We start from the raw sequence: 12,917 nt of genomic DNA, 5'->3' as shown, positions 1-12,917 counted from the left end.
GGCTTGGGTCCAATAAGGGCATAACCCAACAAGATTCATGGTGAACCCCAATGGCAACCTGCGGTGAAGTACTGGTCAAACTCCTTGAAGGCTATGGCGTGGACCATGTCTTCGGTATTCCCGGTGTACATACCGTGGAGCTCTACCGTGGCCTGGCGGGTTCGTCCATTCGCCACATCACCCCGCGTCACGAGCAGGGGGCCGGGTTCATGGCTGACGGCTATGCGCGCACCCGTGGCAAACCCGGGGTGTGCTTCATCATCACCGGCCCTGGCATGACCAACATCACCACGGCCATGGGCCAGGCCTATGCCGATTCGATTCCGATGCTGGTAATTTCCAGCGTGCAGACCCGCGACCACTTGGGCGGTGGCCGTGGCAAGCTGCATGAGCTGCCCAACCAGGCCGCGCTGGTAGCGGGTGTGGCTGCGTTTTCCCACACCTTGATGAGTGCCGCAGACTTGCCGCAGGTGCTGGCCCGAGCATTTGCCGTGTTCGACAGTGCCCGGCCGCGCCCGGTGCACATCGAGATACCGCTCGATGTACTGGTCGAACCGGCTGACTTCCGATTGCCGGGCCGCCCGGTACGTGGCAGCCGGGCAGGGGCGGCTCCGCAGGCGGTGGCGCAGATGGCTGAACGCCTGGCCAGTGCGCGTCGGCCGCTGATCCTTGCCGGTGGCGGGGCATTGGCTGCGGGGGCTGCGCTGGCACGCCTGGCTGAACACCTTCAGGCCCCGGTGGCGCTGACCATCAATGCCAAAGGCTTGCTGCCGGCCAGCCACCCGTTGCAGATCGGTTCGACCCAGTCGCTGCCGGCCACACGTGAGTTGGTGGCCGAGGCCGACGTGGTGCTGGCGATTGGCACCGAACTTGCCGAAACCGATTACGACGTGACCTTCAAGGGCGGTTTCGAGATCCCGGGCAGCCTGCTGCGCATCGATATCGACCCGGACCAGACGGTGCGCAACTACCTGCCGGAGCTGGCGCTGGTCGCCGATGCCGAGCTGGCCGCCGAAGCGTTGTTCGGTGCCTTGCAGGCCCAGCCGCAACCGGTGCACGAAAGCACTTGGGGTGTGGCCCGCGTGGCCAAGCTGCGCCAGGCTCTGGCAGCAGATTGGGACCAGCCGACCTTGAGCCAGACGCGTTTGCTGAACGCCATTCTCGAACGCCTGCCCAATGCCATTCTGGTGGGCGATTCCACCCAACCGGTGTACACCGGCAACCTGACCCTGGACATGCATCAGCCACGTCGCTGGTTCAATGCCTCGACCGGTTACGGCACCCTGGGTTATGCACTGCCTGCGGCCATGGGCGCCTGGTTGGGCAGTGCCGAACAGGCCGACCAACGTGCGCCAGCGGTGTGCTTGATTGGTGATGGCGGCTTGCAGTTCACCCTGCCGGAGCTGGCCAGTGCGGTGGAGGCGCAGGTGCCGCTGGTCGTGCTGTTGTGGAATAACCAGGGGTACGAGGAGATCAAGAAGTACATGGTCAACCGGGCGATCGAGCCGGTAGGCGTGGATATCCATACCCCGGACTTCATCGGTGTGGCGCGGGCGTTGGGCGCGGCGGCGGAGCATGTGACGGATGTGGTGCAGCTACAGGCAGCACTGGGGCTGGCGTTGGAGCGCAAGGGGCCGACCTTGATCCAGGTTGACCAGAACCAGTGGCAAGAAACAGTGCTGCGATGATGTAGCGCTTAACCTGTTACGGCCACTTCGCGGGGTTACCCGCGAAGTGGCCAGTACAGGATCAGCCCGACTTTAGCCAGCAGTAGCCCGCAACCTGGCCACATCCCGAATCGGTGGCGCGCCGTAAAGCCGGCTGTATTCACGGCTGAACTGCGACGGGCTTTCATACCCCACCCTATAGGCCGCCACCGCCGCCTCGAGCCCGTCGTTCAGCATGAGCCGCCGGGCCTCCTGCAGGCGCAACTGCTTCTGATACTGCAACGGGCTCATCGACGTCACGGCCTTGAAGCGGTGGTGCAAGGTCGAGGTGCTGAGGTTGACCTCACGGGCCAGGTCCTCGATACGCAGCGGCTGCTGGTAGTTGTTGTTAAGCCAGGTTATGGCTTGGCAAACCCGGTGGGTCTGGCTGTTGGCCAACGCGATTTCATACAGCCGGCAACCCTGCGGCCCACGCAGCAAACGGTAGAGAATCTCGCGGCGGAACAGCGGTGCCAACATCGCGATATCACGCGGTGTGTCCAGCAGGCGGATCAGCCGTAGCAGGGCGTCAAGCAACGCCGCATCAGTCCTTTCCACGTACAAGCCACGGCCCGAAGGTCTATTGGGTACCAGCATCGGTCCGCTCTCGGCGATCAGCTGGCTGATTTCGGCCGGGTCCAGGTCCATGCGCAGGCCCAGGCTGGGGTTCTGCGGGCTGGCATCGAGCTTCACGCCGCTTAGCGGCAAGGTCACCGAGACCACCATGTAATGCAGTGGGTCGTAGGCGTACTGCTCGTCGCCGAGAAACAGGCTTTTGCTGCCTTGGGCAAGGATGCACAGGGCGGGTTGCGCAAGGGTCGGCACCGAGCGCACGTTCTCGGTGTAGCGCACCAGGTACAGGTCATCGATGGCCGAGGCCGGGCCGTGGGGCTCGCCGGCGTGGCGGGTAATCAATTCGGCCAGTTCCAGGCGCTGCAGTTCCAGGGTGGGGTCGGTGGACGTGGCGGTGGTCATGATGGCTTTCCTCTACTGACCGACGCAGCATAGGTTTGGGCACAGACGGGCGCTAGTCGAAAGCTGCACGTCGATTGCCTGATCCTGCAGCGCTGCAGGATCAGGCAATCGACGTGCAGTATTGGCCTAACGCGCCGCGCGGGTGAGCCCCTAACCTTGGCAGCCTGGCTTTTCCGTCCGCCCGCTTCAAGGAGATTGTGCAATGACCCTAAAACAACCGGTCACCCATCTTGCTTTCATTCGTGCCAGCAGCGGGCGTTCTGCAGAGCTGGGCGCGCGCCTGCGTGACCTGCTCGAGCCCTCGCTGCGTGCACCGGGTTGCCTGAGTTTCACCGTGCAGCGTTCGCAGGCTGATGCTGACCTGTGGCTGCTCAGTGGTAGCTGGCAGGACCAGCAGGCGATGAGTGGCTACTTTGCTTCGCCGACGCTGGAGGTGTTTGGTGAGCTGGTGCAGGCACGTGTGGTCAGTAGCCTGGACTTGCATACCTTCGATTGAGGGTGGATGAGGTAAAGTGACGCACTTGTTCAACCAAGCGGATAGCGACATGGCACGTAGGGAATTTACTCATTTCGAAGCGGTTTCGGCGATGGTGCCGGTGGAGGGGGGTGGCTACAACGCGGCCATCGCGGTCAAGGCCCTGGGCATGGGCGGTGCACCACGCTTTCACAAGGTGCTCGACGGGCAGGTGTTCAAGGGCGCCGTGGCCGCCGACGAAGCGGCCACCGCCGAGCTGCAACGCCTGCAGGGCGTCAGCGAAGAGGGCGAGCTGGTCTGGTGATCAGGCTGGCGGCCGGGCCATCTTGAACAGATTGCCCAGTTCGAAATAGTCCGCCGGGCCACCGCCACGCAGGATCGGCTCGGCGGCAGCGGTATCGTAGATGCCGTTGTTCAACAGGTGCTCGGCAATGTGCACCGCCACGACTTCCCCGAGGATCAGCCAGCTAGGCACCAATGCCTGGTCGGCCCGCTTGAGCTGGACGATCTGGCTGACCTTGCACTCGAAGGCTACCGGGGTTTCGCCCACGCGCGGCACCTTGACGATGCTCGACGGTGCGGCAGTGAGGCCGCTCAGTTCAAATTCGCTCACATCGGCAGCAACTGGCGCGCAGCTCAGGTTCATTTGCTCGGCCAGTGGGCGGGTGGCCAGGTTCCAGACGAATTCACCGGTCTGCTCGATGTTGTTCAGGCTGTCTTTGCGCCCGACGCTGCAGAAACCGATGATCGGCGGGATGTAGTTGAAGGCGTTGAAGAAGCTGTATGGCGCCAGGTTCAGGCGACCGTCGCGGTCTTGAGAGGAGATCCAGCCGATAGGGCGGGGACCGACGATGGCATTGAACGGGTCGTGGGGCAGGCCGTGGCCTTTGGCGGGTTCGTAGTAATACATCTGTGCTGGGCTTGCTGGCCCTACCTCCTGGTGGACAAGGTGCCTAGTGTGCCAAGCCTGAGCTCGCCTGCAAATGATCAAGCCCGGCTAAAGCCGGGCTGGGTGCTCGCATCAGGGATCAGCTGATGCGGTGGGCGTTGGTGCGGTCGAAGCCATCTTCGGCGAAGCGTTGGCCACCGGTGCGGTCGAAGCCGTCTTCGGCGAAGCGTTGGCCGCCGGTGCGGTCGAAGCCATCTTCGGCGAAGCGTTGGCCGCCGGTGCGGTCGAAGCCGTCTTCGGCGAAGCGTTGGCCGCCGGTGCGGTCAAAGCCGTCTTCAACGTAATTAGCGGATTGAGTCTGGGCTGCGGCGAAGGTGTGGGCGTTGGTGCGATCGAAGCCATCTTCGGCAAAGGCGCCCGTTGCGAGAACCGAGAGGGCCAGGGTGAGGATCAGTTTGTTTTTCATGGTCGTTGCTCCAGGGGTTCGTGAGTTGTTTGTTTCTATGGGTTAAATGCTACGCCTATTAATTCGATTAAAAAGCGCAAAAAATAGCGGTTAAAAATCTAATAAATAGATATATATGGGTGCGCATACCGTCAATCAGGCAGCAGCCTGGCCCAAGGTACGTCGGTGCTTGCACCAACGTTCTGCCAGCCATTGCAGCTTGATGAGGTGGAATTAATAGGGCGTTAAGAAGGAAAAATCTGAAGCAGATGGCCGATGAACGTATTTTTCATCTATCACCAACCGATTTTTCAGACGCTGCTCAGCACCATCGCCGCACCTAAAACTGGAGCGGCACAACAATGAACAAACTCCCGCAAATCACCTTGGCCTTCTGGGTCATGAAGATCTGCGCTACCACCCTGGGTGAAACAGCAGGCGACTTGCTGTCGATGACCCTGAACATCGGCTATGCACTTAGCTCGCTGCTGCTGATCAGCGTGTTTCTGCTGACGTTGCTGGGCCAGTTGTACTCGCGCCGCTATCACCCGATGCTGTACTGGTTGGTTATTCTCTCCACCAGTACCGCTGGCACCACCATGTCCGATTTCATGGACCGTACCCTGGGGCTGGGTTATGCCACGGGTTCGGCGCTGCTCATCGGCATCCTGTTACTGACCTTCCTGGTCTGGCGTCTGAGTGGCAACCCGCTGGATGTCACCCGTATCAAGAACCGCACGGGCGAGCTGTTCTACTGGGTGGCAATCCTGTTTTCCAACACCCTCGGCACCGCGCTGGGCGATTACCTGGCCGATGACTCGGGGCTGGGCTTTGCCGGTGGCGCACTGTTGATTGGCAGTGCCATTGCATTGGTGGTGGTGGCTCGATATTGGACCCGCATCCCAGGCGTTGTGTTGTTCTGGGTCGCGTTCGTGCTCACCCGGCCGTTTGGCGCCACCTTGGGTGACTTCCTGACCAAGCCGCATGAGAAGGGCGGCCTGGACTTTGGCACGGTCGGCTCTTCGGCAGTGCTGGGCGGGGTGCTGCTGGTGCTGGTGCTGATGGCCAACTGGTACCAGCGCCGTGAACCGCGTCAGGCGTTGGAGGTGTCTTGAATCGGCTCATCAGGGGCTTTGGAGGTATGGCTTGATGTTTGCGGTGTTGCTGAAATCGAGCGCCGCGCGCGGCGCTCGATCTCGAAGGCGATAAACCTGTTTTGACAAGCACTTGGCAGCCGAGATCCTTTATCAGAGCGGGCATAAAAAGGGGCGCCCCATACAATGGTGCGCCCCTTTCAGTATTACCAGGCCTGCGTCAATCAGTAGTAATTCGCGAGTGTTGCTTGGTGTCCTTCATGGTTGCGTAAACCAGCAGCGAGCAAGCGATGCAGGCGGTAACGTACCAGTAGAAGCCGCTTTCCATGCCGACGCTCTTGAACCACAGGGCCACGTACTCAGCGGTACCGCCGAAGATCGACACGGTCAGCGCATATGGCAGGCCTACGCCCAGTGCGCGAATTTCAGTTGGGAACAGCTCGGCCTTGACCACGGCGTTGATCGAGGTGTAGCCGCTGACGATGATCAAAGCAGCCATGATCAGGAAGAACGCGCCCCACCAGGTTTGGATGGTGTGCAGGGTGCTGAGGATCGGTACGGTGAACAGGGTGCCGAGCACACCGAAGGCGATCAGGATCGGACGTCGGCCGATCTTGTCGGACAGCCCGCCGATCACCGGCTGCAGGCACATGAACAGGAACAGCGTGGCGGCCGAGATGGTGGTCGAGTCGCTGATGCTCATGCCCACGGTGTTGACCAGGTACTTCTGCATGTAGGTGGTGTAGGTGTAGAAGGCCAGGGTGCCGCCCATGGTCAGGCCGACCACTGTCATCAGCTCCTTGGGGTGACGCAGCAGGGTGCGCATCAGGCTTTCCTTGGCCTTTTCCTTCTTGGTGAACGATGCGGTTTCTTCCATGCCGCGACGCAGGTACAGGGCCACTACGGCGCACAGCGCACCGATCACGAACGGCACGCGCCAGCCCCAGGCATACAGCTGCTCGGTGGTCAGGGTCTGCTGCAGGACGATCAATACCGCCAGGGCGATGAGCTGGCCGGAGATCAGGGTCACGTACTGGAAGCTGGAGAAGAAGCCACGGCGTTCCTTGCTGGCCATTTCGCTGAGGTAGGTGGCCGAGGTGCCGTATTCACCACCTACCGACAGGCCCTGCAGCAGGCGTGCGATGACCAGCAGGATAGGCGCGGCGACGCCGATGGTTTCGTAACCCGGGGTCAGGGCGATGACCAACGAGCCTGCGCACATCAGCAGTACCGAAGCCATGAGCGCGGCCTTGCGGCCCTTGCGGTCGGCGTACAGGCCCATCAGCCAGCCGCCGATCGGGCGCATCAGAAAGCCCACGGCGAAGATCGCGGCGGTGTTGAGCAGTTGTGCGGTGGAGTCGCCGGCCGGGAAGAAGGCCTTGGCGAAGTACAGCGAGAACGCGGCGTAGACGTACCAGTCGTACCATTCGACCATGTTGCCGATGGACCCGCTGAAAATCGACTTCAGGCGGCTGGCGGTGGTTTTTTCTGCGGCAGGCGCGGTGGCCGCCCCGGCGGGCAGGGAGGTGGCGTTATCCATCAGGGATACCTTCTCGTTGTTTTTGTGGAGCGCGCCGTGGCGCAGCTTGCACAGGTGATTGCAGAAGGTGTGCCAAATGGGTGCAGGCTGATTCATTTGAGGGCGTAGTCTGCCCAGACCCCGCATGTTAGTGGCCTTGTAGGAGCGGCCTTGCGTCGCGATGGGCTGCAAAGCAGCCCCAAGATCGCCGAGAAGTAAGCGGATGTTTGCTTATTAGTCATTACCAATAAGCGGATTTCCGCTCATTCCCGCCCGACAAAATCCTCACGTACCAACCCATGCCGCTGCATCTTCTCGTTCAGTGTGCGCCGTGGCAGCTGCAACGCCTCCATCACTGCATTGATCGCCCCACCATGCTGGCGCAACGCCGCGCGTAGGCATTGCGCCTCGAACGCTTCCATTTGCTCGCCCAGCGATTGCCCGGCAGGCGCCACCTCGATGTTCGGCGAACCCAAACCCAATGCATGCCGCTCCGCCGCATTGGCCAGTTCACGCACATTGCCCGGCCAGTCATGCGACAGCAGTTGCGCCAGCTGTGCTCCCGACGGCGGCGGCGCGGCACGCCCAAGCTTTTCGCTTGCCGCACGGGCAAAGTGGTCGAACAGCAGCGCGATGTCCTCACGCCGTTCACGCAATGGTGCCAGGCGCAGCTCGGCCACGTTCAAGCGGTAGGCCAGGTCTTCGCGAAAGCGCCCGGCACGGGCTTCGTCGAGCAGGTCGGGCTTGGTCGCGGCAATGATTCGCAAGTCGACGCTGATGCTCTGGTTGGCCCCCAGGCGCTCCACCTTCTGTTCCTGAATCACCCGTAGCAGCTTGGCCTGCTGCGCCAGTGGCATGCTCTCGATTTCGTCAAGGAACACCGTGCCACCGTTGGCGTACTCCAGCTTGCCGATGCGCTTGCCCTGGGCGCCGGTAAAGGCGCCGCTCTCGTGACCGAACAGCTCGGCCTCGAACAGCGACTCTGGGATTGCTGCACAGTTGAGGGCAACGAACGGCTTGTCGGCGCGCGGGCCAAAATCGTGCAGGCAGCGGGCGACACGCTCCTTGCCACTGCCGGTTTCACCACGAATCAGCACATTGACCGGCAGGCTGGCCAGCTCCAGCACTTGCCGGCGCAGTTGCTGCAGGCCTTGGGACATGCCAAGCAGCGTCCCCTCCAGGCGTGACTTGAGGTCGGCCTGCTCGTGCAACCGGCGGTTCTCCAGCACCAGCTGGCGCTTCTCCAGGGCTCGGCGCAGGCTGCCCAGCAAGTGTTGCGGGGTAAAGGGTTTTTCAAGGAAGTCATAGGCCCCGTTGCGCATGGCTTCTACCGCCATGGGCACATCACCGTGGCCGGTGAGCAAAATCACGGGCAGGTCGGGGTCATCCGCCTGCAGGCGTTCGAGCAATTGCAGGCCATCCATGCCCGGCATGCGGACATCGCTGATGATCACCCCGGGAAAGTGCCGCGGCAGGTGTGCCAGGCACTCTTCGGCGCGGGCGAACAACTGCACGCTGAAGCCGGATAGGCTCAGCCATTGCTCGACAGCCGTGCGGATACTGGCTTCATCATCGACGACGATCACCGAATTCAACATACAGGCTCCAGGTCACGGGGCAGGGTAAGGCTCAGGCGCGCGCCGCCGGGCAGGTTTTCGGCCTGTAGCTGGCCACCGGCCTCGTGCACGATGCCATAGGAAATGGCCAGGCCCAGCCCCAGCCCTTCACCCACTGGCTTGGTGGTGAAGAATGGGTCGAAGACCTTGGCCAGGTCGGCTTCGGCAATGCCGCCACCGGAGTCGAGCACGCTAAGGCGCCACAGCTCGCCGTCGGGCTCGATGCGGATTTCCAGGCGTTTGTAGCGCTTGTCGGCCATGGCGTCGAGGGCATTGCGCAGCAGGTTGATCAGTACCTGCTCCAGGCGGATGGCATCGCCACGTACCCAGGCCGGGCGTGCCAGGTACAGGGCCACCTCTACTTCTTCGCTGCGAATGCGCGCTTCGAGCAGGTGCAAGGCCTGGTCGACCACGGTGGCCAGGTCGAGGCGCTCGCGCAGGCCCACCGGGCTGTTGCGGGCGAAGGTTTTCAGGTGGCTGGTAAGCGCTGCCATGCGTGTGAGCATTTGTTCCAGCGGCTCCAGCGCCTGCCGCGCTTCGTCATGGCGGCCATGGTCAAGCAGCAGGCGCAGGGTTTCCAGCTGCATGCGTTGGGTGGTCAGCGGTTGGTTTATTTCGTGGGCCATGGCCGCCGACATCTGCCCGAGCGCGGCCAGTTTGGCGGATTGCACCAGGCCTTCCTGGGCGGTACGCAGCTCGCGCGTGCGCTCCTCGACCTGGCGCTTGAGCTCTTGTCGGCTGCGCTGGCGCAGGCGGGCCAGGCGCAGGCGCTGGCTGACGAACAGCGCAGCGAACACCAGGCTCAGCCAGACGGCGGCGGCGCCGAGGGCGGCATTGCGGCCATCGGCGGCGACCTGCGGTTTGCGCAGCAGGTGCAACGTCCAGTTTTCGCCTTCCAGCGGCAGGCTCTCCCACAAGTACTCGGCGCTGCCCTCCGGGCCTTGCACGCGGCTAAGGGTGCTGTTGGCGGCAAAGCGCGTCAGCACCTGATGTTGCAGCGGCACCAACGGTTGCTTGTCGTACTGGCGGGTTTCGGCCAGTTCGGCCCGGTCGGCGCCACTGAGCGGCTGCAGCTCGCGGTAGCGCCAGCCGTCCTGGTTGGCAATGAAGGTAATGCCGCGGGCGTCGCTGACCAGCAGGGTATCGCTGCCCTGGCGCCATTCGCGTTCCAGCTCGGGGAACTCCAGCTTCACCACCATGGCGCCGAGGAAGCGGCCATGCTCATCGTTGACCGCGCTGGCGAGGAAGTAACCCGGCACGCCACTGGTCACCCCCACGGCGTAGAAGCGGCCGCTGCCTTGGCTGCGGGTTTGCTTGAAATAGGGCCGGAAGCCGTAGTTGGAACCCACGTAGCTGCTGGGCAGCCGCCAGTTGCTGGCGGCAATGGCCAGGCCGGTGCGGTCGAGCAGTTCGAGGGTGGAGGAATTGGCGGCGCCGTTGATGCGTTCGAGCTTGTGGTTCAGGGCGTCCTGTACGTGTTCGGTGACCGGACCGCGCAACGCGGCGATCAGCTCGGGTCCAGCGCCAACACGGCGGGCAGGGCGCGGTAGCGGTCGATCAGGGTGTGCAGGGCGTTGGCGTACAGGCCCAACTGCTGGCTGGCACGCTGGGCGTCGTCTTCCATGGCCTGGCGCTTGGCCTGGTGCATGGCCCAGCCGGCACTGAGGGCGGTACCCAGCACGATCAGCAGGGTGATCAGCCCCAGACGCAGGGCGCGAAAGGAAAAGGGCATGGGGGCGGATCCGGATGATTGGGATGTCGGGGCCGGCCCTTTCGCGGGGAAGCCCGCGAAAGGGCCGGTACAGGCGACCTTTCAGTTACAGCAGCTCGAAACTCTGTTGCTGCACCGCCTGGGAATCCAGCCCGACCTGGACATTGAATTCCCCGGGCTCGGCAACCCGCTGTAGCTGGCCATTGTAGAACTTCAGGTCGTCCTCGCTGATGCTGAAGGTCAATGTGCGCGTCTCGCCAGGCTTGAGCATAAGCTTCTGGAAGTTTTTCAGCTCCTTCACCGGGCGGCTCATCGAGGCGGACACATCCTGCAGGTACAGCTGCACCACCGTCTCGCCTGCCACCTTGCCGGTGTTCTTGACCGTTACCTTGGCTTCCAGCGTATCGCCGCGCTTGAGGTCTTTGCTCGACAGCGCCAGGCCCGACAACTCGAAGCTGCTGTAGCTCAGGCCATAGCCGAACGGGTACAGCGGCCCGTTGGGCTCTTCGAAGTACTGCGAGGTGTAGTTGCCCGGCTTGCCCGGCGTGAATGGCCGGCCGATACGGGTGTGGTTGTAGTACATCGGGATTTGCCCGACCGAGCGCGGGAAGGTGATGGCCAGCTTGCCAGAGGGGTTGTAATCGCCAAACAGTACGTCGGCGATGGCATTGCCGCCTTCGGTGCCGGCGAACCAGGTTTCGAGGATCGCGTCGGCCTGCTCGCGTTCCCAGCTGATCGACAGCGGGCGGCCGTTCATCAGCACCAGCACCAGTGGTTTACCGGTTGCCTTGAGGGCCTTGATCAGCTCGCGCTGGCTGGCCGGGATTTCCAGGGTGGTACGGCTCGACGACTCGTGGGACATGCCGCGCGACTCGCCGACCACTGCCACGATCACATCGGACTGCTTGGCCGCTTTGACCGCTTCATCGATCAGCACCGCAGGCGGACGTGGGTCGTCGACGATTTCCGGGGCATCGAAGTTGAGGAAGTTCAGGTAATCGAGGATCGCCTTGTCGCCTGTGACGTTGGAGCCTTTGGCATAGACCAGCTTGGCCTTGCCCTCCATGGCACGGCGCAAGCCTTCGCGAACGGTTACCGAGTGCACGGGTTTTCCGTCGGCGGCCCAGCTGCCCATCATGTCGATCGGGGCATCGGCCAGCGGGCCGACCAAGGCAATGGTGCCGGCTTTTTTCAGTGGCAGGGTCTGGTTGCGGTTTTCCAGCAGCACCAGGCTGCGGCGGGCCACGTCACGCGCGGCTTCGCGGTGCAGGCGGTCGTTGCCGTAGTAGTCTTTCAGGTCGGTTTCGGCCTTGCCGATACGCACGTACGGGTCTTTGAACAGGCCCATGTCGTACTTGGCACCCAGCACTTCACGCACCGCCTGGTCCAGCTCGCGCTGGGTCACTTCGCCAGACTTCAGCAAGCCCGGCAGTTCTTCGCCGTACAGGGTGTCGTTCATGCTCATGTCGATGCCGGCCTTGATCGCCAGCTTGGCGGCTTCACGGCCGTCGCGGGCGACGCCGTGGCGGATCAACTCCTGGATTGCACCGTGGTCGCTGATGGTCACGCCCTTGAAGCCCCACTCCTTGCGCAGCAGGTCGTTCATCAGCCAGGTGTTGGAGGTGGCCGGCACGCCATTGATTGAGTTCAGCGCCACCATTACCCCGCCGGCACCCGCATCGAGTGCGGCGCGATAGGGCGGCAGGTAGTCGTTGTACATTTTCGGCAGGCTCATATCGACTGTGTTGTAGTCGCGCCCGCCTTCCACCGCGCCATACAGGGCGAAGTGCTTGACGATGGCCATGATGCTGTCGGGGTTGGCCGGGCTGCTGCCCTGGAACGAGCGCACCATCACCTGGCCGATTTTCGAGGTCAGGTAGGTGTCTTCGCCGAAGCCTTCACTGGTGCGGCCCCAGCGCGGGTCACGGGCGATATCGACCATCGGTGCGAAGGTCATGTCCAAGGCGTCGGCCGAGGCTTCGATAGCGGCGGTGCGACCGACCTTGGCAACCGCGTCCATGTCCCAGGTGGCAGCCATGCCCAGGCCGATCGGGAAGATGGTGCGTTCGCCGTGGATGGTGTCGTAGGCGAAGAACATCGGGATCTTCAGGCGACTGCGCATGGCGGCGTCTTGCATCGGCCTGTTTTCCGGGGCGGTGCGTGAGTTGAAAGTGCCACCGATGCGGCCGGCGGCGATTTCCTCGCGAATCTTGTCGTGGGGCATTTCTGGACCGATGCTGATCAGGCGCAACTGGCCGATTTTCTCGGCTTCGGTCATCTGGCTGATCAGATGGTCGATGAATGCCTGCTTGTCCTGCAGGGGCGGGGCGGTGGGGGCGGCGAGGGCCGCCTGACTGGCAAGGCCCATGGCCAGGCCCAGCAAAGACAGTTTCATCATCAATTCCGTTGTGGGGCCTCTGCCGTATCCACGGTGATACGTGCGCGACCGAAGTTTTCAGGCGGCTATTGTTGTACGATTTGCAGGCA

Annotated in this window: 10 protein-coding genes and 1 pseudogene; 4 read left to right on the top strand and 7 right to left on the bottom strand. The window is 62.8% G+C overall.

What is annotated here, in order from left to right:
• Positions 1–50: 50 nt before the first annotated feature.
• The gene (locus AB5975_04530; GenBank protein XDR21178.1) at positions 51–1,688 is read left to right on the top strand and encodes a 5-guanidino-2-oxopentanoate decarboxylase; all 1,638 of its coding nucleotides are present in this window, start codon (positions 51–53) and stop codon (positions 1,686–1,688) included.
• A gap of 72 nt (positions 1,689–1,760) precedes the next feature.
• On the opposite strand, the gene AB5975_04525 is transcribed toward AB5975_04530, so the two are convergent.
• Positions 1,761–2,681 (bottom strand): AraC family transcriptional regulator N-terminal domain-containing protein, encoded by a 921-nt coding sequence (locus AB5975_04525; protein XDR21177.1) that lies wholly within the window; start codon positions 2,679–2,681, stop codon positions 1,761–1,763.
• Positions 2,682–2,883: 202 nt separating this feature from the next.
• On the opposite strand from AB5975_04525, the gene AB5975_04520 reads away from it, so the two are divergent.
• Both AB5975_04520 and AB5975_04515 read left to right on the top strand, forming a co-directional pair.
• The gene (locus AB5975_04520; protein ID XDR21176.1) at positions 2,884–3,177 is read left to right on the top strand and encodes a putative quinol monooxygenase; all 294 of its coding nucleotides are present in this window, start codon (positions 2,884–2,886) and stop codon (positions 3,175–3,177) included.
• Positions 3,178–3,193: 16 nt separating this feature from the next.
• On the top strand, positions 3,194–3,460 hold the full coding sequence (locus AB5975_04515; GenBank protein ID XDR21175.1) for a hypothetical protein: 267 nt from the start codon (positions 3,194–3,196) through the stop codon (positions 3,458–3,460).
• Here AB5975_04515 and AB5975_04510 read toward each other — a convergent pair whose 3' ends face one another.
• Complete coding sequence (locus tag AB5975_04510) at positions 3,461–4,066, bottom strand: flavin reductase family protein (GenBank protein XDR21174.1); 606 nt, start codon at positions 4,064–4,066, stop codon at positions 3,461–3,463.
• A gap of 118 nt (positions 4,067–4,184) precedes the next feature.
• Positions 4,185–4,511, bottom strand: coding sequence for a hypothetical protein (locus AB5975_04505; GenBank protein ID XDR21173.1), 327 nt, complete (start codon positions 4,509–4,511; stop codon positions 4,185–4,187).
• 341 nt (positions 4,512–4,852) lie between these two features.
• Between AB5975_04505 and AB5975_04500 the strand changes: the two genes are divergently transcribed.
• Positions 4,853–5,605, top strand: a complete 753-nt coding sequence (locus tag AB5975_04500; protein XDR21172.1) for a hypothetical protein — start codon at positions 4,853–4,855, stop codon at positions 5,603–5,605.
• 199 nt (positions 5,606–5,804) lie between these two features.
• Here the strand turns inward: AB5975_04500 and AB5975_04495 are convergent, their stop codons facing one another.
• The 4 genes and pseudogenes from AB5975_04495 to bglX form a co-directional block, all read right to left on the bottom strand.
• On the bottom strand, positions 5,805–7,124 hold the full coding sequence (locus AB5975_04495) for an MFS transporter (GenBank protein ID XDR21171.1): 1,320 nt from the start codon (positions 7,122–7,124) through the stop codon (positions 5,805–5,807).
• 242 nt (positions 7,125–7,366) lie between these two features.
• On the bottom strand, positions 7,367–8,701 hold the full coding sequence (locus AB5975_04490) for a sigma-54-dependent transcriptional regulator (protein ID XDR21170.1): 1,335 nt from the start codon (positions 8,699–8,701) through the stop codon (positions 7,367–7,369).
• Positions 8,695–10,451, bottom strand: a pseudogene (locus AB5975_04485) (ATP-binding protein). The gene AB5975_04490 and the pseudogene AB5975_04485 overlap by 7 nt, the downstream one beginning before the upstream one ends.
• A gap of 85 nt (positions 10,452–10,536) precedes the next feature.
• Positions 10,537–12,828, bottom strand: a complete 2,292-nt coding sequence (gene bglX / locus AB5975_04480) for a beta-glucosidase BglX (protein ID XDR21169.1) — start codon at positions 12,826–12,828, stop codon at positions 10,537–10,539.
• Positions 12,829–12,917: the final 89 nt, after the last annotated feature.

The organism is Pseudomonas putida, from assembly GCA_041071465.1.
Lineage (GTDB): Bacteria > Pseudomonadota > Gammaproteobacteria > Pseudomonadales > Pseudomonadaceae > Aquipseudomonas > Aquipseudomonas putida_P.
The sequence above is the reverse complement of the archived record's forward strand: the minus strand, read 5'-3'. Positions and strand labels throughout refer to the sequence as shown.

What these genes read in the sequence shown, in the direction of transcription:
- AB5975_04530 (XDR21178.1), top strand. Translation starts at nt 51, where the DNA reads ATGGCAACCTGCGGTGAAGTACTGGTCAAACTCCTTGAAGGCTATGGC.
- AB5975_04510 (XDR21174.1), bottom strand. Translation starts at nt 4,066, where the DNA reads ATGTATTACTACGAACCCGCCAAAGGCCACGGCCTGCCCCACGACCCG.
- AB5975_04495 (XDR21171.1), bottom strand. Translation starts at nt 7,124, where the DNA reads ATGGATAACGCCACCTCCCTGCCCGCCGGGGCGGCCACCGCGCCTGCC.
- AB5975_04490 (XDR21170.1), bottom strand. Translation starts at nt 8,701, where the DNA reads ATGTTGAATTCGGTGATCGTCGTCGATGATGAAGCCAGTATCCGCACG.
- bglX (XDR21169.1), bottom strand. Translation starts at nt 12,828, where the DNA reads ATGATGAAACTGTCTTTGCTGGGCCTGGCCATGGGCCTTGCCAGTCAG.
- AB5975_04505 (XDR21173.1), bottom strand. Translation starts at nt 4,511, where the DNA reads ATGAAAAACAAACTGATCCTCACCCTGGCCCTCTCGGTTCTCGCAACG.
- AB5975_04520 (XDR21176.1), top strand. Translation starts at nt 2,884, where the DNA reads ATGACCCTAAAACAACCGGTCACCCATCTTGCTTTCATTCGTGCCAGC.
- AB5975_04525 (XDR21177.1), bottom strand. Translation starts at nt 2,681, where the DNA reads ATGACCACCGCCACGTCCACCGACCCCACCCTGGAACTGCAGCGCCTG.
- AB5975_04500 (XDR21172.1), top strand. Translation starts at nt 4,853, where the DNA reads ATGAACAAACTCCCGCAAATCACCTTGGCCTTCTGGGTCATGAAGATC.